Source organism: Kitasatospora sp. NPDC034533, assembly GCF_055575155.1.
The window spans coordinates 39,086-62,344 of sequence record NZ_JBVITE010000013.1 but is presented as its reverse complement, the minus strand read 5'-3'; the positions used below and the strand labels follow the sequence as shown (position 1 = coordinate 62,344).

The window sequence follows — 23,259 nt, the reverse complement described above, 5'->3', positions numbered from 1 at the left end:
ATGTGCGGAATCGCGGGGACGGTCGACTACGACGTCCCGCCCGAACAGCGCCGGGAACTGCTCCGGGCGATGACCGGCACCATGTCCTGCCGTGGGCCGGACGCCGAAGGGGTCTGGTCCGGCCCGTCGGCCGGCCTCGGCCACCGGCGGCTGGCGGTGATCGACCCGGAGCACGGGCAGCAGCCGATGACCGCCCGGCACGAGGGGCGCGGCGCGGTGATCACGTTCAGCGGCGAGGTCTACAACTTCCGCGAGCTGCGCGCCGAACTCACCGCGCACGGGCACCGGTTCAGGACCGCCTGTGACACCGAGGTGGTGCTCCGCGGCTACCTCCAGTGGGGCGCCGGGGTCGCGGAGCGGCTGAACGGGATGTTCGCCTTCGCGGTCTGGGACGAGCACACCGAGGAACTGCTGCTGGTCCGCGACCGGATGGGCGTCAAGCCGCTCTACTACTGGCCGACGGCCTCCGGGGTGCGGTTCGGCTCGGAGCCGAAGGCCGTGCTGGCGGACCGCGCGCTGCCCCGCCGGATCGGCGCGCGGGGCCTGTGCGAGGTGCTGGACATGGTGAAGACGCCCGAGGCGGCCGTCTTCTCCGGCCTGGCCGAGGTCCGGCCCGGCCAGCTGGTCGTGGTCGGCCGCGGCGGCGTGCGGCGCCGGACGTACTGGCGGCTGGAGGCCCGCGAGCACACCGACGACCTGCCGACGACCATCGGCACCGTCCGGGAACTGCTCGCGGACACCGTCGCCCGCCAGCTGGTCTCGGACGTGCCGCTGGGCACCCTGCTCTCGGGAGGTCTGGACTCCTCCGCGGTGACCGCGCTGGCCGCCCGGAGCGGGCCGGTGCGCTCGTTCTCGGTGGACTTCCGGGGCGCGGCCGGCGCCTTCGTCTCCGACGCCGTCCGCCGGGAGACGGACGCGCCGTACGTCCGCGACCTGGCGCGGCACGTGGGCGCCGACCACCGGGAGGTGCTGCTGGACGCCGCGGGGCTGTCCGATCCGGCGGTACGCGCCGCGGTGCTGCGGGCGACCGACCTGCCGCCCGCCTACTGGGGCGACATGTGGCCCTCGCTCCACCTGTTCTTCCGCGCCGTGCGGGAGGACGTGACGGTGGCGCTGTCCGGCGAGGCCGCGGACGAACTCTTCGGCGGCTACCGCTGGTTCCGCAACCCGCTGGCCCTGCGTGCCGGGACCTTCCCGTGGCTCACCGCGGGCTCGGCGCGCTACTTCGGCGGCAACGCGCTGTTCCGGCGGGACCTGCTGGACAAGCTGGACCTCGACGGCCACCGGGCAGCCCGCTACGCCGAGGCGATCGCCGAGGTCCCGGTGCTGGCGGGCGAGCCGGAGTCCGAGCGGCGGATGCGCGAGGTCTCGTACCTCAACCTGACCCGGTTCGTGCAGACCCTCCTCGACCGCAAGGACCGGATGAGCATGGCGGTCGGCCTGGAGGTGCGGGTGCCGTTCTGCGACCACCGGCTCGTCGAGTACGTCTTCAACACGCCGTGGGCGATGAAGAGCTTCGACGGCCGGGAGAAGAGCCTGCTGCGCGCGGCGGTGGCCGACCTGCTGCCGCGTTCGGTGGTCGAGCGGGTGAAGACCCCGTACCCGGCGACCCAGGACCCGGGCTACGAGGCCGGGCTGCGGGCCGGGCTGGCCCGGGTGCTCGACGACCGGGACGCCCCGGTGCGGCCGCTGCTGGACCGGGACCTGGCCCGGGCCGCGGCCGGCCGGGAGGCCGGCGCGGTGAGCCGGCCCTACGACCGGGGCAGCCTGGAGCTGGTGCTGGGGCTGAACTCCTGGCTCACCGAGTACGAGGTCACGCTGGACCTGTGACGGCGGCGGCGTCCGCGCCGTCGCCCGCCGACGGGGGGAGCCCCTCGGCCAGGACCGTCCGGAGGCCGCGCAGCACTCGCAGCGCGGCCTCCAGGTCGTCCGGGTCCAGTCCGTCGGCGAGGTGCTCCATCCACCGGCGCTCGGCGGGCTCGATCCGGGCCAGGGCGGCGGCCCCCTCGGAGGTGAGCGAGACCAGCGGGGCCCGCCGGTCGGCCGGGTTGGCGGCGGTGGTGACCAGGCCCTCCTCGACCAGCTTGACCACGGTCTGCTGGACGGCCTGCCGGCGCAGCCCGCGCTCGCGGGCCAGTTGGGCGGCGCTCTGCGGGCCGTCGGCGAGCAGGCCGAGGACCTGCCAGCGGGCGGAGGTGAGCCCGAAGCGCGCGGAGAGCGCGTCACCCGCGCGCAGCAGGGCGCCGTTGACGGCGAACAGTTCGGTGGTGACGCCGCTCAGGGTCTCGGCCGTGGGGGAGAGGTCGGTCATGGAGGCAGCGTAACGGCCGTCCGCTCAGGATTTCGTCAAGAACTTGTCGTTCCGCTCCGCTCGCCGCTATCGTCGACTCGACAAGACCTTGTCGATTTTGTGGGAGAACCCGGAATGGCACACGCCGCCTCACCGACCGACGGGGCCGTCACGGACCAGGCCGACGGCCCCGTCGGCTTCACGCACCGCCAGATCGTGACGGCCCTGTCGGGGCTGCTGCTGGCCGTGCTGCTCGCCGCACTCGACCAGACCATCGTCTCCACCGCGCTGCGCACCATCGGCGACCAGCTGCACGGGCAGACCGTGCAGGCGTGGGTGGTCACCGGCTACCTGGTCAGCTCCACCATCGCGATGCCGTTCTACGGCAAGCTGTCCGACATCTACGGCCGCAAGCCGCTCTACCTCGCCGCGATCGCCGTCTTCGTCGTCGGCTCGGCGGCCTGCGCGCTGGCGGACTCGATGGAGACGCTGGCGCTCGCCCGGGTGGTCCAGGGCTTCGGCGGGGCCGGGCTGATGTCGCTGCCCACGGCCGTCATCGCCGACCTCGCCCCGGTCCGCGAACGCGGGCGCTACTTCTCGTACCTGATGATGGCCTGGGTCGCGGCCAGCGTGCTCGGTCCGCTGGTCGGCGGGCTGTTCGCGGGGGCCGGCGAGATCCTCGGCGTGACCGGCTGGCGCTGGGCGTTCCTGGTCAACGTGCCGCTCGGCCTGGTGGCGCTGCTCAGCGTGCGCAGGGCGCTGGACCTGCCGCACCAGCGGGTGGACCACCCGATCGACTACCGCGGCGCGCTCAGCCTGGCGGTCTGCCTGGTGCCGCTGCTGGTCGTAGCCGAGGAGGGGCTCCACTGGGGCTGGGGCTCGGCGCGCTCGCTGGCCCTGATGGCGCTCTCGCTGGTCGGCCTCGTCGTGTTCGTGCTGGTCGAGCGGGCTCGGGGGCTGGAGGCCATGGTGCCGCTGCGGCTGTTCCGGCGCGGCGGGATCACCGCCGCCACCGCCGTCAACTTCACCATCGGGGTCGGCATCTTCGGCACCGTCTCCACGCTGCCGCTCTTCCTCCAGCTGGTGCAGGGCCGCAGCGCCACCGTCGCCGGCCTGGTGATCATCCCGGTGATGACGGGGGCGATCGTCTCCCAGACCCTCTGCGCGAAGATCATCAAGAAGTGGAACCGGTACAAGAAGGCCGCGATCGTCGGGCTCGGCTCGATGGCCGGCGCGCTGCTGGCGCTCTCCGCCACCGGCGCGGACACCCCGTTGGGGGTGATCGTGCTGATCGCGGCCTGGCTGGGTTTCGGCATCGGACTCTCGCAGACCGTCATCACCCTCGCGATCCAGAGCGCGGCGCCCAAGTCCGAGCTGGGTGTGGCCAACGCCGCCTCCGGCCTGTTCCGGCAGCTCGGCGGGACGGCCGGCGCCGCGGTCTTCATGTCGGTGCTGTTCGGCGTCGCGGCCGGCCGGCTCGGCGGGGCCGATCCCGACGAGGCCGTCCGGCAGGCGCTCTCCGACCCGGAGTCCGCGGGCGGGCTGACGGCCGCGGGCGTCGACGCCTTCGCCTCCGGCTTCGCCACCATGTTCCTGGTCGGCGGCCTGATCCTGGCGGTGGGGTTCGTGCTCACCTTCCCGCTGCGGGAGCTGCGCGACGAGGAGTGAGCGCACCCGCGCCCCCCGCTGCCGCGCCTTCCCGCCCCGAACCGCGCACCCCCGGCCGCCCCCGTGCCGGGGGTGCGCGCCCGTTCGCGCGCCCGCCCCTGGGGGCTTGACGACTGCCCGGCGGCGGCTCGAAGGCGCCCCGCGAGCATGAGGGCACCGACCCCCCGAGAGTGGAGGACCGATGCCCCCCGTACCCGTGTCCCTGCCGTTGGACCTGGCCCCCGGCCTGGTGGACGGCCCGACCTTCCTGTCCATCATGGGCGCGCTGCCCACCGGGGTGACGGTGGTGACCACCCTGGACCCGGACGGCGAGCCCTGCGGCCTCACCTGCTCCGCCGCGTGCAGCGTCTCCAAGACCCCGCCCCTGTTGCTGGTCTGCGTCAACCGGGACAGCCGGGTGCTGAAGGCCCTGCTGGAGCGCGGCGAGTTCGCGGTCAACGTGCTGCGCGGCGGCGGCGAGTCCACCTCCGCGCGGTTCGCCTCGCCGCTGAGCGACCGCTTCCGGGGCGTCCGCTGGGAGCCCGGCAGCGCCGGCGGACTGCCGGTGATGCCGGCCGACGTCGTCGCGCACGCCGAGTGCCGGGTCGCCGCCGCCGTCGAGGCCGGCGACCACACCATCGTGATCGGCGCGGTGCTGGCCGGCGGCCCCCGGCCCGAGGTGTCCAGTCCGCTGATGTACTGGCGCCGCTCCTACGCCCGCTGGCCGGTCGAGGAGGACCCCCGGACAGCCGCCCTGACCCTGGCGGCCGAGGGCTGAGCCGGGCCGGAACGGCGAGGGCCGCGTCCGGGGGACAAGCTCCCCGGACGCGGCCCTCGCCGCCCTCCGCCGCGTTACGGCCTGGCCCGCATCGCCGCCCTGACCTCCTCGGCACTGGCGGCCAGCAGCTCGCGGATCTCCGGGCGGTGGTGTTCGGTGGCCCACTCCGCGATCCGGATCATCTTGTCCGCCGTCGGGTTGATGTGGTGGGTGTCCGGGTCGTCGAAGCCCAGCGCCGGCAGCATCCAGTCCGAGGCGCGCACCCGCTGCTCCATGACCGCGGCCGCCTCCTCGGCGCTCGTGCGCCCGGCGTCCACCGCCTCGCAGAGTTCGGTGAGTTCGTCGAAGACCTCCTTGTAGAAGTCCAGCGGGCACCACAGGCCCGGGTACGGGTTGTCGTCCAGCGCCTGGCAGTACGCGTCGTCGCCGGTCTCCTTGGTCTTCGTCAGCGCGTTGAGGATGCGCTTGCCGCCGATCACGCTCGCCGACGCCCAGATCCGGAACACCGAGTTCCACAGCGGGTAGTGGGAGAAGGAGATGAAGGAGTTGTTGACCAGCTTGTCGTTCCAGTCCAGCAGGCCCTGCTCCAGCTCCTCCACGTAGCCGAAGCGCTCCACCGCGAAGTCGTCCTCGCGCAGCGCGGCCATCAGCCGCCAGGACAGCGCGTTGATGATCTCGCAGGTGTTGGACAGGCCGCGGGAGAACAGCGGGTCGATGAAGCCGGCCGCGTGCGACATCAGGCACCAGCGCTCGCCGACCGTCCGCGTCGAGGAGTACTGCATCCGGTCCGTGCGCACCCACTCGCGCACGCTGCGGGCGCCCTTCAACTGCCGTTGCACGGCGGGGAACCGCTCGACGTGGGACCAGAACTCCTGCTCGGCCGTCAGGTCGGGCCTGGCCGGGTAGACCCGCTCGTCGAGCTGGATGCCCACGCTGCACAGCGGGTTGGTGGCCGCCGCGTGGTTGTCGAACGGGATGACCCACATCCAGCCGCGCTCGAAGATGTGGTGCATCGTGCCGTCGTTCCACGGCACCGGCGGGCGCAGCTCGGCCGGGGTGTCCACGTGGTCGTCGATCGCGTCCACCCCGACCATGTGGGTGAAGATCGAGCGGGCGTGGTGCTTGAGCCGGCTGGGCTCCTCGCGCAGCCCCAACCGTCGTGCCAGCGGCGAGCGGAAGCCGCTGGCGTCGACCAGGTAGCGGGCCCGGACGGTGCTGCCGTCCGCTCCGGAGACGGTGACCCCGGCGTCGTCGAACGCGATGTCCTCCACTCGGTAGTACTGCCGGGCGTCGCAGCCGTAGCGCACCGCGGCGTGGAACATGTAGGCGTCGGTGTCCTGGCGGAAGAAGTGGGCCGCGTTGCCGACGATCGACGGGATGCGGAACTGGCTGGTCTCGCGCGGATCCGGCTCCTCGCCGTCCCGGTGGAACATGAAGCCGAAGTTGCTCTTCTGCCCGTGCGAGCTGCTGACGTGCTTCAGGACGTCCTGGAAGCTGGCCAGGTTGGCGATCTCCGGCACGCCGTACCGGTCCGAGATCAGCCGCAGGACCACCAGGGTCTGCCCGATGGTCGACTCGCCGACGGCGAACCGGGGGTGGTGCGAACCGTCCAGCAGCATGATCCGGAAGCCGTGCTTGGCGAGGATCGAGCCGAGCATCGTCCCGGACAGGCCGCTGCCGATGATGACGACGTCGTAAGGCTGGTCGCTCCGCTGCCCCTGCGTCACGTTCATTGCGAACTCCCTCGGTTTCAGGCGGACTTGACGCCGATGGCGAAGTGGTCCCGGGTGATGGTGTCGGTGCCGGTGACGCGGTCGACGGTGAAGCCGGCCTCCGTCAGGTAGTCCCGGGCCTCCTGGAGCGAGTAGGCCCCGGTCTCGTCCCGGATCATGGTGTGGTTGATCCGCTGGAGGAGGACCGCCGGGTCGCGCTCCTCGGGGTCGATCATCGCGTCGTACAGCACCACCAGACCGCCCGGGCGCACGGCCTTGTGGGCCCGGCGCAGCAGCTCCCGGCGCTCCTCGACCGGCCAGTCGGGCAGGACGTGGCCGAAGATCACCACGTCCGCCTCCGGCAGGTCGGTGGCGAAGAAGTCGCCGCCGTGGAAGACGACCCGGTCGGCGGCGCCGGTCGAGGCCACCAGTTCGTCGAACAGCGGGCGCAGGGCCGGCAGGTCGAACACCGCGCCGCTCAGGTGCGGGTGGGCGGCGGCGATCCGGGCGGCGACGTTGCCGCGCCCGCCGCCGACGTCCACGAAGGAGGTGTACCGGCTCCAGTCGATCTCGCGGGCCAGCTCGTCGGCGGTGAAGCCGTTGTGGGCGTCCATGTGCAGCATGATCTGCCGGGCCCGGTCGAGGTCCTCGTACTGCTTGGGATAGGCGAGCTGGCCCTGCGCGGCCACCTCCGACTTGGCCTTGCCGTCGCGCAGCGCGTCGGTCAGCCGCGCCCAGGCGTGGTAGTGCAGCCGGGCGTGCTGGCGGGCCGTGCCGCCCAGGTAGGTGGCGCCGGGGAGGAGGAACTCGCGGGCGAGGGCGGAGGTCCGGTAGTCGCCGTCCCGCTCCTCCAGCAGGCCGAGGCCGACCAGCGCGTCCAGGAAGTCCTTGAACAGCCGGTGCCGGACGTCCAGTTCGGCGCGGATGCGCTCGATCCCGGCGGGCTGCTCGGCGAGCAGCTCGAAGAGACCCAGCTCGACCGCGCTCTGCAGTGCCTTCGCCTGGAAGTAGGCGGTGTTGAGAGCGACGATCCGGCGCGCGCGGGCGGCGGCGCTGTCGGTGGACGAGGTCATCGTGCGTCCTTTCTACGGAGTGGGACGGGTCGGGGCCGGGCGCGGTCAGGCCGCCGCGCCGAACCAGGTGGTCGCGGCGCGGCGCAGCTCCTCGTGGCGGGCCGGGTCGCCGGCCCAGGCCACGTAGCCGTCCGGGCGGACCAGGTAGGCGGTGGCCGGCTCGGGGGCGCCCTTCTCGGCGGTCACGGTGTCGATCCGGTCCGCCCAGCCCGCCAGCGGCGAGGCGGCCGGCGCGGCCCGTCCCGGGAGCAGCAGCAGGCCGCGGGCGGCGGCGAAGCAGCCGCTGATCCGCCGCGGCCCGGTGTCGGTGAGCAGTTCGGCGTCCGGCATCCGGCGGCCGACGAGCGGGTGCTCGCCGGGGCCGTAGGCGATGTCGAAGCCGGAGAGCATGCCGGCGATGTACCGGTTGGTGTCGGGCAACGCCATCAGCTCGCGGAAGGTCTGGCGCAGCGCCTCGTACCGGGGGGCCGGGTCGATCAGGACGGCCTGGGTGCGGGTGTTGCGGACCACGCCGTCGGCGATCGGGCGGCGCTCCTCCTGGTAGCTGTCCAGCAGTTCCTCGGTGCCCCGGCCGCGCACCACGGCGGCGAGCTTCCAGCCGAGGTTGACGGCGTCCTGGAACCCGAGGTTGAGGCCCTGGCCGCCGGCCGGCAGGTGGATGTGCGCCGCGTCGCCGGCCAGCAGCACCCGGCCCCGGCGGTAGGAGTCGGCCAGCCGGGAGACGTCGGTGAGCCGGGACAGCCAGGTGACGTCGTGCATCCCGTGGTCGCCGCCGGTGTGCTCGGTCAGGGCGGCGCGCATCTCCTCCTCGGTGACCGGGGCGTTCCGGTCGGGGAAGGGCTCGTCGAACCAGGCGACCGTCGCCCGGTAGACGCCCGGCTGGTGCTGGAAGGCACCGAACCAGGACCGCCGTTCCGGGTTGACCAGGCCCACCGGGCGCATCGGGCCCAGGCCCTCGCCGCGCGGCAGCTCGCCGCTGAAGCGCATGTCGCCGATCAGCGCGTACATGTGCGGGTCCTGGCCGGTGAAGCCGATCCCGGCGGCCTTGCGGACGGTGCTGCCGCCGCCGTCGCAGCCGACCAGGTAGCGGGCCCGCAGCGGCCCCGTCCCGGTCTCCACGGTGACGCCGTCCGCGTCCTGGACGAAGCCGGTGACGGCCGAGCCGCGCACGATCCGCACGCCCAGCTCGTGGGCCCGCTCGGCGAGCAGCTCCTCGGTGCGCAGCTGCGGCACCAGGAGGACGTACGGGTGCCGGGTGTCGAACTCCTCGAACCGCATCGGCACCCCCAGGCTGGCGAAGTTGCCGCCCCGCAGGATGCCCGCGCCCTCCTTGAAGCGGTCGAGCAGCCCGCGCAGTTCGAGCAGTTCGACGGTGCGGCCCTGCATGCCCATGGCCTTGGAGTGCTTCTCCGGCTCCCGGCGCCGCTCCATCACCACCGCCCTGGCCCCGCCCAGGGCCAGTTCGCAGGCGAGCATCAGGCCGGTCGGCCCCGCTCCCGCCACCACCACATCGCAGTCCAACACGACCTCCGATCTCGGTCCGGTACGACGGGCCCCACCGTGTCAGCCGGACTTCGAGCCCGAATCCAGCGCGGACACCGGGGACGGGCCGGCGGGTGGGCCCCCGGGTGCTCGCCGGTCGGGCCCCAAGCCCGCTCTAAGCGCGCTGCCTAGCGTCGGCGGCGGCCCTGACCCCCAGACCACGAGGACTGCCATGCCCTTCACCGCGAACGAGGCCGCCTACCTGGCCTCCCAGCCGCTCGCCCGCCTGGCCACCGTGGACGGCCGCGGGCAGCCGCACGTCGTCCCGCTGGGCTTCCACCACAACACCCGGCTGGGCACCGTCGACGTCACCGGGCGCGGCATGGCCCGCAGCCTCAAGTACCGCCACGTGCAGGGGAATCCGCGGGTGTCGCTGGTGGTGGACGACGTCCTGGACGCGGAGCGCTGGATCGTCCGCGGGATCGAGATCCGGGGCACGGCGGTGGCACTGCCCACCGGCGGAAGGGAGATCCTGCCGCACGTCGACGACGAGCTGATCCGGATCACCCCGGAGCGGATCGTCTCCTGGGGCATCGACTCCGACTGCCAGGCCCCGCCGCTGGCCCGCAACGTCGGGACGGGGGAGCGGGCGTGATCGAGCGGCTGCCGAAGTTCCCCTGGGACGTCCTGTTCCCGTACCGCGCGCGGGCGGCCGCCCACCCGGACGGGCTGGTCAACCTCGCCCTGGGCGACCCGGTCGACCCGACCCCGCGGGCCGTGCGGGAGGCGCTGGCCGCCGCGTCGGACGCACCCGGCTACCCCTCCACCGAGGGGACGCCCGAGCTGCGGGCCGCGGCCGCCGCCTGGCTGCTGCGGCGCGAGGGCGTGAGCGTCGCGCCGCAGGCCGTGATCCCGGCCGTCGGCACCAAGGAGCTGATCGCCTGGCTGCCCACCATGCTGGGCCTGGGCCCCGGCGACGTGGTCCTCGCCCCCCGGCTCTCCTTCCCCACCTACGAGGTGAGCGCCCGTCTGGCCGGCGCCGCGTTCGTCCGCACGGACTCGCCGCTGGAGTACGACGGCCCGGCGCCACGGCTGCTGTGGCTGAACTCCCCGTCCAACCCCGAGGGGCGGGTACTGGGCACCGCCGAGCTGCGGGCGGTGGTCGAGTGGGCGCGCGAGCGCGGCACCCTGGTGGTCAACGACGAGTGCTACCTCGACCACGTCTGGGAGGGCGGCACCCGTTCGGTGCTGCACCCCGAGGTCAGCGGCGGCGACCACCGGGGCGTGCTGGCGGTGCACTCGCTGTCCAAGCGGGCCAACCTGGCCGGCTACCGGGCGGGCTTCGCGGCCGGCGACCCGGAGGTCGTGGCCACGCTGCTGGAGGTCCGCAAGCACGCCGGCCACATGGTGCCCGCCCCGGTGCAGGCCGCCATGGTGGCCGCGCTCGGCGACGACTCGCACCTGGCCGAGCAGCGCGGGCGCTACGCCCGGCGCAGGGAGCTGCTGCGGGGGGCGCTGGTGGACGCCGGGTTCCGGATCGAGCACTCGGCCGGCGCGCTGTTCCTCTGGGCGACCAGGGACGAGCCGTGCTGGACGACCGTCGGCGCGCTGGCCGACCGCGGCATCCTGGTGGCGCCCGGCGAGTTCTACGGCGCCGCGGCGGCCCGGCACGTCCGGGTGGCCGTCACCGAGACCGACGAGCGGGTCGGGCAGGCGGTGAAGCGGCTCGCCGAGGGCCTCTGACGCTCCGCCCCCGCCCCCTCCGCTGCCCCGCCGGCCCGCCCCGGCGGGGCAGCGCGCGTTCGGCGCGTGCCGCCGCGACGGCACGGGCGCGGCGCGCCGGCCCCCCGGAACGGCGGAACGGCCGCTGCCCCCGGACGGTTCCGGGGGCAGCGGCCGTGCGGCGGGCCGGTCAGCCCCGTGCGGGCACCACGGCCTCCACCAGGTGCAGGTAGGAGTTGACCGGACGGACCTCGGCGCCGGTCAGCCCCGCCTCCTCGACCAGCCGGACCAGGCCGTCCGCGGTGTGCTTGCGGCCGCCGACGTTGAGCAGCAGCAGCAGGTCCATCGCGGTGGTGAACTTCAGCTCGGGGCTGCCGTCCACCAGGTTCTCCACGATGACCACCCGGCTGCCCGGGGCCGCCGCCGCGACCACGTTGCGCAGCGTCAGGACGGTGCTCTCGTCGTCCCATTCCAGGATGTTCTTCAGCAGGTAGAGGTCGGCGCGCACCGGCACCTCCCGCAGGCAGTCGCCGCCCAGCAGCGTCGCCCGCCCGGCCAGCGCGCCGCCCGGCCGCAGCCGTTCGTCGGCCCCGGCCACCACCTCGGGCAGGTCCAGCAGGGTGCCGTGCAGCCCGGGGGCGCGCTCCAGCAGGGTGGCCAGCACGTGCCCCTGTCCGCCGGCGATGTCCACCACCGAGCCGACGCCGGTGAGGTCGAGCCGGTCGGCCAGGGCGAGCGCGGACAGCCGGCTGGACTGGGTCATCGCCCGGTCGAAGACGGCCGCCGACTCCGGGGAGTGGGCGTGCAGGTGCTCGAAGAAGTCCATGCCGTGCAGCCCGGGGAAGACGGCCTCGCCGGTGCGCACCGCCTCGTCGAGGTGCCCCCACAGCTCCCAGGTCCACGGCTCGGTGCCCCAGAGCACCATGTCGCGGAGGCTGCGCGGGGTGTCGGTGCGCAGCAGCCGGGAGGAGTCGGTGTGGGCGTACCGGCCGTCCGGCTGCTCGGCGAAGACACCGTGGCAGGTCAGCGCGCGCAGCAGCCGCAGCAGGGCGTCCGGGTCCGCCTTCACGGCCCGGGCCAGCTCGGCGGGGCCGGCGGGCTCCTCGCCCAGCGCGTCCGCCAGGCCCAGCCGGGCCGCGGCCCGGACCGCGGCCGCGCCGGCCGCGCTCAGCCCCAGTTCGCGCAGCCGGATCACCGACTGGGGGATGGTCTCGCCGTTCTTCGTCATGACGGTCTCCTCTCAGGCGCCGTGCCGGGCGATCAGGTCGAAGGGCGCCGGCTCGGCCTGGGCGAGGCCCATGACCCGGCCGACCCGGGAGCGGAACTCGGGCGAGCCGGTCGCCGCCCGGTGCGAGGCCGCGTCGTCCCACTCCGCGGTCTCCACGTACACCGAGGCGTCCGCGGCGGACCGGTACAGGCGGTGCGAGCGGAAGCCGGGCCGCCCGCTCATGAAGTCGCTGATCTCCCCGACGAGCTTCTCGAACTCGGCGACGTCCCCGGTGACGGTGAAGCGGTTGATGAAGGTGAACACGGTGTTCCTCCTGAGGTGGGTCGGGCGGGGTGTGATGGTCGGGACGAGGGTGGGTCAGAGCGGGCCGAACGTCCGGTCGCGCAGCTCGCGCCGCTGGACCTTGCCGGTGGCCGAGCGCGGGATGGCGTCCACCAGCCGGAGCTCGGCCAGGTGCTCGTAGTAGGGGAGGCGGGCGTTCGCGAACGCGGTGAGGACGGCCGGGTCGACGTCGTCGCCGCGCGGCACCACCAGGGCGACGGCGACGGCTCCGCTCAGCTCGTCGGGGCGGTCGAAGACCACGCAGTCGGCGACGGCCGGGTGCCGCATCAGCACCCGCTCGATCTCCGTCGGCGACACCAGCCAGTTGTCGCACTTGAAGACGTCCTTGATCCGGTCGACGACGAACAGCCGGCCCGAACCGTCGATCCGGCCGACGTCGCCGGTGCGGAACCAGCCGTCGGCGTCGGTGGGTGCTCCGGCCCCGGCGGGTCCGTCGCCGAGGTAGCCCAGCATCAGCTGGGGGCCCCTGACCTGGATCTCGCCGCGCTCGCCCACCGGCAGCACCTCGCCGGTGCGCACGTCCGTGATCCGGCAGGCCGTTCCGGCCACCGGCGGACCGCTGGAGCCGACGGTCGGCCCCTCCGGGAGGTCGAAGTGCGTCGACGGCGAGGTCTCGGCGAGGCCGTAGCCCTGGACGACCGGGACGCCGAAGTGCTCCCGCAACACGGTCGTCGTCCGGGGCGGCAGCGCCGAGCCCCCGGACAGCACCGCCCGCAGCGACGGCACCCGGAAGCCGGGCAGCCGCTCGTCCCCGGCGAGCCGGGACAGCCGCACCGGCAGGCTGTACAGGTGCGTGGCCCGCCAGGTCCGGGCCAGCGCCACCAGTGCCGCGCGGTCCTCCTCCGGGCAGAGCACCAGGGTCGCGCCCACCGCCAGCGCGGTGTCCAGGTGCATCAGGTGGAAGGAGGGCAGGTTGTCGAGCGCGACGGAGTCCGCCGTCAGCCGGTGGGCGTGCGCCGACTGGGCCGCGTTCACCAGCAGGTTGCGGTGGCTCAGCCGGACGGTCTTGGGAGCGCCGGTGGTCCCGCTGGTGAACTGGAGGCAGGCGGTCTCCACCTCCTCGCCGGGCGGGACGGCGGTGCGGCCCAGGTCGGCGAGGACGGGGGTGCCGTCGCCGGCGTCGGCGGTCACCACCAGCCGGCTCAGCAGCGGCAGCCGGGGGCGCAGCGCCAGGATCCGGCGGTGCATCCGGGGCGAGAGCACGGCCGCCCGGGCGCCGCAGGAGTTCAGGACGTGCACCAGGGTGTCGTCGGGGACGAGCGGGTTGAACATCGCGCTGGTGTTCCCGGAGCGGGAGATGCCCAGGAAGGTGACCGCGAAGTCGACGGTCAGCTCGGCGGCGATCGCGATCACCGTGCCGGGGCCGCCGAAGGCGGCGCGCAGCGCCTCGGCGCAGTCGCTCACCCGGGCGTCCAACGCGGCGTGGTCGAGCACCAGGCCGTCGGAGACCAGCGAGGGGTGGCGCGGCGCGCGCCGCGCCGCGCGGCGGAGCAGGTCGTCGATCCGGGGGCCGCCGATCAGCTCCGCGACCGTCTCCAGCGGGGGGCCGAAGGTCGTGCTGTCCCGTGGGAGGTCCACGGTGGCCTCCTCTCAGGCGGGCAGGTCGTCCCGGCGCACCCGGCGGTGGCGGACCTTCAACTCGCCGCCGACCCGCACCAGTTCGTCCTCGCAGCTACAGCTCAGGTGGACGGCGGCCGGCCCGCCCCGGGGCGTCGCGACGATCAGCGCGTAGGTCCTGGCCAGCAGCGAGCCGTCCGGCCGCTCGGCGACCTCCAGCATTCCGAGCCAGTGCCGGTGCCGGACCCCGGCCTCCGCCAGCCGCCGCGCCGCCTCCCGGGCGCCCCGCTCGATCGCCGGGCGGCCCTCCTGCGGGTGCGGGCGGGCGTTGGCCGCGAACACGCCGTCCTCGGTGAAGGTCGCGGCCCACTCGGCGACCTCGCCCTCGTCCAGGTGGCGCATCTGCCGGCCGTAGAAGTGCTGGACCTCCTCGTAGAGCGATCCGGTCATGCTGCTGGCCTCCTCGGTTCGTCGGTGGTGGGGCAGCGCCGACGCTCCCAGCCGCGCTTCGACTCCCGTTGGAGCGCCCGGCGCGCGGGACGCGCTCGAACCGCGGTCGAAGGCGGCCGGGCAGGGTCGGCGCAGAACCGCGCGGCCCGTCAGGGCCCGCGGCCCGCGAGCGAGACAGGAGATCGATGCGATGAGCACCCTGACGACCGGCGACGTCGCCCTGGTGACCGGGGCGACCAGCGGGATCGGACTGGCCAGCGCCGAACGGCTGGCCCGGCGCGGACTGCGCGTCTTCATCTGCGCCCGCACCGCGCCTTCCGTCGCCGAGACGGTCGCCGACCTGCGCGGCCGGGGCCTGGAGGTGGACGGTGCCGTGGCCGACGTGCGCTCCGGGGAGGACGTCCGGGCGGTGGTGCGGGCGGCGGTGGACCGCTTCGGCCCGATCCGGGTGCTGGTCAACAACGCCGGGCGCAACGGCGGCGGCGTCACCTCCCGGATCACCGACGAGCTGTGGCAGGACGTCCTCGACACCAACCTGACCAGCGTCTTCCGGGTCACCCGCGAGGTCCTCACCACCGGCGGCATGGAGGCGGCCGGCCACGGCCGGATCGTCACCGTCGCCTCCACCGGCGGCAAGCAGGGCGTCCCGCTCGGTGCCCCCTACTCGGCCTCCAAGGCCGGCGTCATCGGCTTCACCAAGGCGCTGGCCAAGGAACTCGCCCACACCGGCACCACCGTCAACGCGGTCTGCCCCGGCTACGTCGAGACGCCGATGGCCGTCCGGGTCCGCCAGGCGTACGCCGCGACCTGGGAGACCACCGAGGAGGACGTCCTGACGCGCTTCGAGCAGAAGATCCCGCTCGGCCGCTACTCCACCGCCGAGGAGGTGGCCGGGATGGTCGACTACCTGACCACCCCGGACGCCGCCTCGATCACCGCCCAGGCGCTCAACGTCTGCGGCGGCCTCGGCATCTACTGAACCGCCCCCGACCCCCTCGACGGAAAGGCCCTCTCCGACCATGTCCGCCACCCGGCACACCACCCACTCGATCGACGTCGACGCCCCCGCCGACACCGTCTACGCCCTCATCGCCGACGCCCCGGCCTGGCCGCGCCGCTTCGCCCCCACCCTGCACGTGGAACGCGAGGAACTCGCCCCCGGCGCCGAGCGCCTGCGCATCTGGGCGCGGGCCAACGGCGAGGTGAAGCACTGGACCTCCCGCCGCGAACTCGACCCCGGGCAGCGCCGGATCGCCTTCCGCCAGGAGGTCTCCTCGCCGCCGGTCGCCTCGATGGCGGGCGAGTGGCGGGTGACCGAGCGCTCCGGCGGGGCCACGCTCACCCTCACCCACGAGTTCGCCGCCCTGGACGACGACCCGCGGGGCCTGGACTGGATCACCGAGGCGACCGACCGCAACAGCCGCACCGAACTCGGCGACATCAAGGACCTCGCCGAACGCTGGAGCGGCCTCGCCGAGCTGGAGTTCGAGTTCGAGGACTCCGTGCTCGTCGACGCCGACCCGCGGACCGTCCACGACTTCCTCAGGGACGCCGCCGCCTGGCCCGCCCGGCTGCCCCACGTCGCCCGGCTCGACCTGCGCGAGGAGAGCGGCGGCATCCAGCACATGGCCATGGACACCCGCACCGCCGACGGCTCCGAGCACACCACCGAGTCCGTGCGGATCTGCCTGCCCGGGACGGACATCGTCTACAAGCAACTGCGCACGCCCTCCATGATGGCCGCGCACACCGGCCGCTGGACCGTCGAGCCGACCGAGCACGGCGTGCGGGTCACCTCCTGGCACGCCGTCGTCCTCAACCCGGAGGCGATCCCCGCCGTCCTCGGCCCGGACGCCACCGCCGCCACCGCCCGCCGCTTCGTCCGCGACGCCGCCGGCGGCAACAGCCGCGCCACCCTCGGCCTCGCCAAGCGGTTCGCCGAGGAGCGCCGTGGCTGACCACGCCCAGCCCGTCCTGATCGCCGGGGCGGGCCCCGTCGGCCTCACCGCCGCGCACGAACTCGCCCGGCGCGGCATCCCCGTACGGCTGGTCGACGCCGCGGCCGGACCGGCCACCAGCAGCCGGGCCCTGGCGGTGCACGCCCGCACCATGGAGGTGCTCGACCAGATGGGCACCCTCGACCGGCTGCTGCCGCTGGGCCGCCGGGTCACCCACTTCACCATGCACCGGCGTGGCCGCACCCTCATCCGGTTCGACACCAACTACCGCTCCCTGCCGACCCGTTACCCGTTCAGCCTGATGGTCGACCAGGTGGTCACCGAGCGGGTGCTGCGCGAGCGCACCGCCGAACTCGGCGTTCCCGTCGAGTGGGGCGTCGAACTCACCGCGCTGCGGCAGGAGCCGGACCGCGTGCGCGTCACCCTCCGGCACGCCGACGGGCGCACCGAGGAGGCCGGGGCACCCTGGCTGATCGGCGCCGACGGCGGCCGCAGCACCGTCCGCAAGCAGCTCGGCATGCGCCTGATCGGCGACTCCACCGAGGTCTGGCTCAACGCCGACGTCACCCTCGACGCCGACCTCCCGCCGGACAGCAACCACCTGCTGCACACCGACCCCGGCACCCTGCTGCTCGTCCCGTTCCCCGAGCCCGGCAAGTGGCGGGTGGTGGACACGGCGGACACCGACGGCGCCGAGGACCCGGAGCGCGTCCGGCGCCGCCTGGCCGGCAAGATCGGCCGGGCACTCGGCCGCCCCGTCGCCGTCACCGCCCCCACCTGGCTCTCCGTCTTCACCGTCCAGCAGCGCCAGATCACCCGGATGCGCGAGGGCCGCTGCTTCCTCGCCGGGGACGCCGCCCACGTCCACAGCCCGGCCTCCGGTCAGGGCATGAACAGCGGCATCCAGGACGCCTACAACCTGGCCTGGAAGCTCGCCGACGTGATCCGCGGGCACGCCGCCCCCGTCCTGCTCGACAGCTACGACGCCGAACGCGTCCCGACCGGGGCCGTCCTGCTCCGCTCCACCCGCACGGCCACCGCCCTGGTCTCGCTGCGCACCGCGCTCGCCCCGGCCCTGCTCACCGCGGGCACCGCGGCGCTGCGCCGGATCGCACCGCTGCGACGCAAGGTCGAGGGCCGGATGATCCGCGGCTTCTGCGGGCTCGCCCTGGCCTACCCCGACAGCCCGCTCACCCGTCCCTCCGGCGCGCCGAACGGCGGGCCCGCCCCCGGCGACCGGATCGGCTGCGACGCCCGGACGGCCGCCGACCACCCCGGCTGGTCCGCGCTCCGCGCCGAACTCACCGATCCCCGTTGGCTCCTGCTGGCCACCACACCGGACGCCGCCGGGAGCGCCCGGTACCGAGCCGAACTGGACCGGACGGTGGTGGAGTTCGGCGCCGCGGTGGCGGTCCGTACGGTCGCCGACCCGGGCGGGCCCGGCGAGCTGCCCGATCCCGACGGCCGACTGCGCCGTGAACTCGGCCTGACAGCGGGGGAGTTCCTGCTGATCCGGCCGGACGGCCACCTCGCCGCCCGGGACCGCGGACCGGACCGTTACCCCGACGTCCTGCGGGCCTGCGGCCTGCTGCCGGAAGGAGCCGCGCATGCGCGTCCTTGACCTCTCCTCGACGATCGACGCCGGTGCCTGGGAGGTGGACGGCATCACCCACCAGGTGCTCACCCCGGCCGAGGGTGCCCGGCACATGGCCGAGGGCATGCTCCGCGACCACGGCCTGGAGTTCGACGTCGCGGACCTGCCGGACGGCGAACTGCTCTCGCTGGACACCCTGACCCTGACCACCCACACCGGCACCCACGTCGACGCGCCCTCGCACTACGGCAGCAGGGCCGCGTACGGAAGGCCGCGCCACATCGACGAGCTGCCGCTGGAGTGGTTCACCGGGCCGGGCGTCCGCCTCGACCTCACCGACTGCGAGACCGGGACGATCGGCGCGGACAGGCTGCACCGGGCCTTCGAGGAGATCGGCCACCGGCCGGGCCCCGGGGAGATCGTGCTGCTGCACACCGGCGCCGACCGGCGGGCCGGGACGCCCGAGTACTTCACCCGGTTCGCCGGCCTGGACGGGGCGGCGACGAACCTCCTGCTCGACCTCGGCGTGCGACTCATCGGCACGGACGCCTTCGGCCTGGACGCTCCGTTCACGCACATGCTCGCCGAGTTCCGCCGCACCGGGGACCGCTCCGTGCTGTGGCCCGCGCACTTCGCCGGGCGGCAGCGCGAATACTGCCAGATCGAGCGGCTGGCCAATCTGGCGGCGCTGCCGGCGCCGACCGGGTTCACCGTGCAGGCCTTTCCCGTCAAGATCGCGGGCGCGGGGGCCGGATGGACGCGGGCGGTGGCCCTGCTCGACTGATTCCGCACCCGGACCGGTCCCGTCGTCGTGACCGGTTCCGCGACCTCCGGTTCCCCCACGGCCGGCCGTCAGATCCGGCCGAAGGCCCGGAGCATGTACTCCGAGCGGTCCACCGGGTTGAGGTCCGTCCGTCGCCTGCTCGGGGCCGGCCCGACCACCGGCTGGAAGCTGTGGAACCGGGTGACGAGGAGGCCCTCGCCCTGGCTCAGCCCCGGCAGCCGCTGCTCGAACTCCTGGACCGTGCGGGCCGGGATGGTCCCCTCGATCAGGCAGCTGCCGCCCTGCCCCCGGGTGGTCTCCGGGGTGGCGCCGCACTCCACCAGGTTCAGCAGGACGGTGCTGGCGTTCTCGGCCGGGACCTCCAGCTCGAAGTGGTTGACCGGCTCGTACACCTGGGTGCCCGCCTGCTTGAGGGCGTTCATCAGCACCAGCGGGGTGAGCTTGCGGAAGTCGCCCGCCGCGCTGACCGGGCTGGCGAACCCGCTGTGGGTGAGGGTGACCAGGATGTCCAGCACCTCCCAGCCGTTCAGCCCCTGCCGCAGGGTCGCCCGGACGGCCTCCTCCACCGCCTTGTGGAAGGCGTGCGGCAGCGAACCCAGCTCCACCGAGCGGCGGAAGACGACCCCCGAACCCGGCTCCCCGGGCTCCACCCGCAGGCCGACGGTGGCCCAGAAGAAGGTCTTGCTCCGGTAGTCGATCTCCTCCACCGACTCGCCGACGCCGATCGGGCGCTCGACGCAGATGATCCGGGTGCCCTCGAAGGAGACGTCCAGCTTGAAGTCGTCGGCCAGCGTCGCCGCGATGACCTCCTTCTGCACCTCGCCGTAGAGCGAGACCGCGATCTCCTGCTCCTCGTCGTCCTTGCGGACGTTGATGAACGGGTCCTGGTCGGCCAACTGGAGCAGCGCGTCGTACAGTTCGGGCATCGCGCTGGGCCGGGAGGGGCGGATCACGGTCTCCAGGCTCGGCGGGGCGAACAGGTGCTCCTCGTCCAGCCCGTCGGGGGAGCCGAGCCGGTCGCCGATCCGGACGCCCTTGAGCCCCCAGACCTTGGCGATGTCGCCCGCCCCGGCGCGCGCCTCGACGACCGCGGAACCCCGGTCGAACACCTCGACCACGGTGGTCCGGCCGGGCAGCTCGGTGACGGCGCCGTGCTGGTCGCGCCGGAACACGGACACCTTGGATCGCGGCCCGAGCGAGCCGCCGCGCAGCCGGACGTAGGCGACCTTCTCGCCCGCCCAGCCACGTTCGATCTTGAACACCGTGCCCCGGAGGGCGCCCTCCGTGCCGCCGTGATTGACCGGAAACAGTCTGGTGATCCCGTCCACCAGCGCGTCGATGCCGACGCCGGCCACCGCCGAGCCGAAGAGCACCGGGTAGAGCCTGGCCTCCCGCGCCTGCCGGGCGAGTTCCTCGGCGTAGTCCCGCGGGGTGAGGGAGGACTCGTCCTCCAGGTAGCGGGCCAGGAAGTCGTCGCCGTGCTCGGCCAGCGCCTCGGCCAGTTCGGCGGCGAAGCCGGGTTCGTCCGGCCCGACCGTCCGGGGGAACACCCGCGCGCCGGGCGTGCCGAGCCCCTCGACCCGGGTCAGCGGCACGACGTCGGGGGTGAGTTCGGCGCGGATCTCGTCCAGCAGGTCCTGATGGCGCGCGCCCATCCGGTCGATCTTGTTGACGAAGAGGATCACCGGCATGCGCAGCTTCACCAGCGTGCGCATCAGCAGCCGGGTCTGCGCCTGGACGCCCTCCACGGCGGAGATGACGAGCACCACGCCGTCGAGCACGCCGAGGGCCCGTTCCACCTCGGAGATGAAGTCCGGGTGGCCGGGGGTGTCGATGAGGTTGACCTTGACGTCGCCGACGGTGAAGGACACCACCGCGGAGCGGATGGTGATGCCGCGCTGGCGCTCCAGTTCGTGCGAGTCGGTCTGGGTGTCGCCGCGGTCGACGCTGCCGACGCGGTCGATGACGCCCGCGGTGTGCAGCAGGCGCTCGGTCAGGCTGGTCTTACCGGCGTCGACGTGGGCCAGGATTCCGATGTTCACGCTTGTCAAGACGTGTGTCCCCTAGTTCTGCGGTGTTCGTACGGATTACCGGAGCGACACGGATCTTTCGGGGCACGTCCTTCTCCTCGTGAGTCTGGCGCCTGTGGTGACCCAGTCGGGTCAACCGGCCGGAGTCTAACAGAACTTGACGCTCGACCAGCCGATCGGCGGGGGTCGTTCGGCGGGGGGTGTTTCCCTCGGGACAGGTTGTCGGCCCGTTTCGGAATTGCCGCGTGTTCCCCGGGAATTGCCCGGCTGCCACCTTGTGCGGGTTCCCCTTGAGGGCCCAGCGGAGGCCCGGATATACCTGGGCCGAGGAGAAATCCGGGCGACATCGGAGGCACCGTGAAGTTCAACATCCTGGGCCCGCTGGAAGTCCTCGACAAGGGAATTCCGTGCACCCCGAGCGCGCTGAAGGTCCGCTGGACCCTGGCGATCCTGCTCGTGAACGCGAACCGGATCGTCGACCTCGACCTCGTCATCGAGGAGATCTGGGGAAGTGACCCGCCCCGCACGGTGGTCACCACCGCGCAGACGTACATCTACCAACTGCGCAAGCTCTGCCGCCCGCTGGGCCGGGACGTCATCCTCACCAAGGCGCCCGGCTACGTGCTGCTGCTGGGCGAGGAGGAGCTCGACTCCCAGGAGTTCGAGCGGCTGCACCAGGAGGGGGACCGCCTGCTCGCCGCCGGCCGGGCCGAGCAGGCCGCGGACCGGCTGCGGCGGGCCCTGGACCTCTGGCGGGGCGCCGCGCTGGCGGACATTCCGGCGGGCAGCCTGCTGGCCGGCCACGTCGCCGTCCTGGAGGAGCTGCGGCTGCGAGCGCTGGAGAGCCGCATCCTGGCCGACCGGCAGCTCGGAAGACACCGCGAACTGGTACCGGAACTCCGGCTCCTGACGCTTCGTCATCCGTGGAACGAGTGGTACCACGAACAGCTCATGCTCGCCCTCGACGCCGCCGGGCGCCGAAGCGAGGCCCTGCACGTCTACCGGACGCTCTACCGCCGGCTCGACGAGGACCTCGGGATCTCCCCCTCCCAGCCGCTCAGGGACCTGCAGAACGAGCTGCTCAGCGGCACCGCGCCCGCACGGAGGGAGTTCCAGGCGCTCGCCGCGCGGGCGGTGGAGGACGGCCTGCGGGCCCGGTCCGCCTGAGTCCCGTGCGGCGCGCACCGGCGCCGCGCCGCGCGGCGTCCTGTCACGCGACGGCCCGGCGCCGGTCCGCCCGCCGGGACCGGTCCGCCCGCCGGGACCGGTCCGCCCGCCGGGACGGACGGCACCCGGTGGTCCGGCCCGTCGGCCGTGCCGGACCCGCGGCGATCAGGCCCGTCCGGCCGGGACCAGCAGGGACGCAGCCCTGGCCTTGTTCACGGCGTCGATCCGGGAGACCGCGTTGAGCTTCACGAAGACGTTCCTGAGGTGGCGCTTGACGGTGCCCGGCGAGATGCACAGCCGGCCCGCGATGGCCGAGTTGCTCAGCCCGTTCGCGACCAGGCCCATGACCTCCCGCTCACGGCCGGAGAGCCGGCAGCCGCGCTGTCCGGCCATCCAGCCGAGGCCGGCCCGCGAGGCCATGATGTACACCCGCTCCCGGTCCGAGGTCAGGCCCCGGACCACCGGGACCAGGCAGTCCACGGCCGCGTCCTCGGTCAGGTAGGCGCTCACCCCGGAGCCGAGGTAGGTCTCCATCTCGTCGGGCCGGTCCTGCCGGCTCAGCATGACCACCCGGGCGCCCCGGTCGAGCAACCGCTCCAGGCCCCGCTCGGTGTCGGCCACCGACTCGCCGGCCCCGTACACCACGACGTCCACTGGCTGCCCGGCCAGGACGGCGAGTGCTGCCTCCACGTTGCCGACGGCGGCGTGGAGGGTGAGGTCGCGTTCGGCCGACAGCAGGGCCTGGAGGCCGGTGCGCAGCAGGACGTTCCCCTCGATGACGAGGACGGACGGATGGTTGTTGACGAGCGGCACGGTGGACCCCCGATGGCGACATGCGCTGTTGATCGTTGAGTGGAGCGGTCTGGTCCCGCCGCGCCGCGCGGCGGGACCGGCGCTCCGAGCCCTGGTGTACGGGCGCCGGGCTGCGGAGCGCCCGGTCCGGAGCCGCCGCGCGGTGGTCCGCGCCACCGGGGCGGGAGCCGGCGGTGCGGCCGGAGCGGCCGGCGCCTCCGGGCGGGCCGGTCCGGGGGCGTCCCCCGGGCACCGGGCGGGGCGGCGTCCGGCCGGGTGCGGCGCGGGGCGCCCGCCCGCGGCGGTCGTCGCGGGGGGCCGTGTCACGGTGAAGCCGTCGGCCGATCGGGTGGCCGCGGCACGGGCCGGTGCGGCCACGCCCGTTGAGGGGCGTGGAACCTCTGGCCGGCCGGGGAAATCAGCCATGCGAAATCCTTCGGTGGTGGAGACGGGCGGGTTCCGTGCGCGACATCGGGTGTGGGGGAGGCGGCGCGGGACCGCTTCCGGACCGCCGCGCGCACAGCCGGGTGGGGGGTGTACGATCCGCCCCGCCCGGGGGGGGGGGGGGGGGGGGGGGGGGGGGGGGGGGGGGGGGGGGGGGGTGGTGTTTGTTCTGGTTGGTGGGGGAGAAAACACAAAAAAACCGCCCCCCC

Annotated in this window: 20 protein-coding genes; 10 read left to right on the top strand and 10 right to left on the bottom strand. The window is 74.0% G+C overall.

From position 1 onward, the window contains the following. Complete coding sequence (gene asnB, locus ACZ55U_RS12480) at positions 1-1,830, top strand: asparagine synthase (glutamine-hydrolyzing) (RefSeq protein ID WP_465525337.1); 1,830 nt, start codon at positions 1-3, stop codon at positions 1,828-1,830. On the opposite strand, the gene ACZ55U_RS12475 is transcribed toward asnB, so the two are convergent. Then, positions 1,814-2,311, bottom strand: a complete 498-nt coding sequence (locus ACZ55U_RS12475; protein WP_465525335.1) for a MarR family winged helix-turn-helix transcriptional regulator — start codon at positions 2,309-2,311, stop codon at positions 1,814-1,816. The genes asnB and ACZ55U_RS12475 overlap by 17 nt on opposite strands. A 114-nt stretch (positions 2,312-2,425) precedes the next feature. On the opposite strand from ACZ55U_RS12475, the gene tcr3 reads away from it, so the two are divergent. Both tcr3 and ctcQ read left to right on the top strand, forming a co-directional pair. Next, positions 2,426-3,958 carry a tetracycline efflux MFS transporter Tcr3 gene (tcr3, locus tag ACZ55U_RS12470; RefSeq protein ID WP_465525333.1) on the top strand — a complete coding sequence of 511 codons (1,533 nt, stop codon included), beginning with the start codon at positions 2,426-2,428 and terminating at the stop codon, positions 3,956-3,958. A 181-nt stretch (positions 3,959-4,139) separates the two neighbouring features. Then, positions 4,140-4,715, top strand: coding sequence for a flavin reductase CtcQ (ctcQ, locus tag ACZ55U_RS12465; RefSeq protein ID WP_465525331.1), 576 nt, complete (start codon positions 4,140-4,142; stop codon positions 4,713-4,715). 74 nt (positions 4,716-4,789) lie between these two features. Here the strand turns inward: ctcQ and ACZ55U_RS12460 are convergent, their stop codons facing one another. Genes ACZ55U_RS12460 through ACZ55U_RS12450 form a run of 3 tightly spaced genes read right to left on the bottom strand, consistent with a single transcriptional unit; the run spans position 4,790 to position 9,021 of the window. Then, complete coding sequence (locus tag ACZ55U_RS12460) at positions 4,790-6,448, bottom strand: NAD(P)/FAD-dependent oxidoreductase (protein WP_465525329.1); 1,659 nt, start codon at positions 6,446-6,448, stop codon at positions 4,790-4,792. 17 nt (positions 6,449-6,465) lie between these two features. Next, complete coding sequence (locus ACZ55U_RS12455) at positions 6,466-7,500, bottom strand: methyltransferase (protein WP_465525327.1); 1,035 nt, start codon at positions 7,498-7,500, stop codon at positions 6,466-6,468. A 45-nt stretch (positions 7,501-7,545) separates the two neighbouring features. Continuing rightward, positions 7,546-9,021 (bottom strand): FAD-dependent monooxygenase, encoded by a 1,476-nt coding sequence (locus ACZ55U_RS12450; protein WP_465525326.1) that lies wholly within the window; start codon positions 9,019-9,021, stop codon positions 7,546-7,548. A gap of 193 nt (positions 9,022-9,214) precedes the next feature. On the opposite strand from ACZ55U_RS12450, the gene ACZ55U_RS12445 reads away from it, so the two are divergent. After that, positions 9,215-9,637, top strand: a complete 423-nt coding sequence (locus ACZ55U_RS12445) for a PPOX class F420-dependent oxidoreductase (RefSeq protein ID WP_465525324.1) — start codon at positions 9,215-9,217, stop codon at positions 9,635-9,637. Continuing rightward, complete coding sequence (dapC, locus tag ACZ55U_RS12440; protein WP_465525322.1) at positions 9,634-10,725, top strand: succinyldiaminopimelate transaminase; 1,092 nt, start codon at positions 9,634-9,636, stop codon at positions 10,723-10,725. Before ACZ55U_RS12445 ends, dapC begins: the two co-directional genes overlap by 4 nt. Positions 10,726-10,894: 169 nt before the next feature. Here dapC and ACZ55U_RS12435 read toward each other — a convergent pair whose 3' ends face one another. Genes ACZ55U_RS12435 through ACZ55U_RS12420 form a run of 4 tightly spaced genes read right to left on the bottom strand, consistent with a single transcriptional unit; the run spans position 10,895 to position 14,281 of the window. Further along, positions 10,895-11,932, bottom strand: coding sequence for a methyltransferase (locus ACZ55U_RS12435; RefSeq protein ID WP_465525320.1), 1,038 nt, complete (start codon positions 11,930-11,932; stop codon positions 10,895-10,897). Positions 11,933-11,944: 12 nt separating this feature from the next. Further along, complete coding sequence (locus ACZ55U_RS12430; protein WP_465525318.1) at positions 11,945-12,235, bottom strand: antibiotic biosynthesis monooxygenase family protein; 291 nt, start codon at positions 12,233-12,235, stop codon at positions 11,945-11,947. Positions 12,236-12,289: 54 nt separating this feature from the next. Further along, positions 12,290-13,852, bottom strand: a complete 1,563-nt coding sequence (locus ACZ55U_RS12425) for a class I adenylate-forming enzyme family protein (RefSeq protein WP_465525316.1) — start codon at positions 13,850-13,852, stop codon at positions 12,290-12,292. Between the two features lie 12 nt (positions 13,853-13,864). Continuing rightward, positions 13,865-14,281: a nuclear transport factor 2 family protein gene (locus ACZ55U_RS12420; protein WP_465525314.1), complete on the bottom strand. Its 417-nt coding sequence runs from the start codon at positions 14,279-14,281 to the stop codon at positions 13,865-13,867. 190 nt (positions 14,282-14,471) lie between these two features. Here ACZ55U_RS12420 and ACZ55U_RS12415 point away from each other — a divergent pair, with 190 nt between their 5' ends. The 4 genes from ACZ55U_RS12415 to ACZ55U_RS12400 are packed head-to-tail and all read left to right on the top strand — an operon-like array spanning position 14,472 to position 18,617. After that, on the top strand, positions 14,472-15,260 hold the full coding sequence (locus tag ACZ55U_RS12415; protein ID WP_465525312.1) for an SDR family NAD(P)-dependent oxidoreductase: 789 nt from the start codon (positions 14,472-14,474) through the stop codon (positions 15,258-15,260). Positions 15,261-15,300: 40 nt separating this feature from the next. Beyond that, positions 15,301-16,239 carry an aromatase/cyclase gene (locus ACZ55U_RS12410; RefSeq protein WP_465525310.1) on the top strand — a complete coding sequence of 313 codons (939 nt, stop codon included), beginning with the start codon at positions 15,301-15,303 and terminating at the stop codon, positions 16,237-16,239. Then, entirely contained in the window at positions 16,232-17,860 is a 1,629-nt protein-coding gene (locus tag ACZ55U_RS12405; RefSeq protein WP_465525308.1) for an FAD-dependent oxidoreductase, read from the top strand. Before ACZ55U_RS12410 ends, ACZ55U_RS12405 begins: the two co-directional genes overlap by 8 nt. Further along, on the top strand, positions 17,847-18,617 hold the full coding sequence (locus ACZ55U_RS12400) for a cyclase family protein (RefSeq protein WP_465525306.1): 771 nt from the start codon (positions 17,847-17,849) through the stop codon (positions 18,615-18,617). The genes ACZ55U_RS12405 and ACZ55U_RS12400 overlap by 14 nt, the downstream gene beginning before the upstream one ends. A gap of 68 nt (positions 18,618-18,685) precedes the next feature. On the opposite strand, the gene tet is transcribed toward ACZ55U_RS12400, so the two are convergent. Continuing rightward, positions 18,686-20,659 (bottom strand): tetracycline resistance ribosomal protection protein, encoded by a 1,974-nt coding sequence (gene tet / locus ACZ55U_RS12395; RefSeq protein WP_465525304.1) that lies wholly within the window; start codon positions 20,657-20,659, stop codon positions 18,686-18,688. 345 nt (positions 20,660-21,004) lie between these two features. Here tet and ACZ55U_RS12390 point away from each other — a divergent pair, with 345 nt between their 5' ends. Continuing rightward, positions 21,005-21,814, top strand: coding sequence for an AfsR/SARP family transcriptional regulator (locus tag ACZ55U_RS12390; protein ID WP_465525302.1), 810 nt, complete (start codon positions 21,005-21,007; stop codon positions 21,812-21,814). A gap of 165 nt (positions 21,815-21,979) precedes the next feature. Here ACZ55U_RS12390 and ACZ55U_RS12385 read toward each other — a convergent pair whose 3' ends face one another. Further along, positions 21,980-22,627: a response regulator transcription factor gene (locus tag ACZ55U_RS12385; RefSeq protein ID WP_465525300.1), complete on the bottom strand. Its 648-nt coding sequence runs from the start codon at positions 22,625-22,627 to the stop codon at positions 21,980-21,982. Between the last annotated feature and the right edge of the window lie 632 nt (positions 22,628-23,259).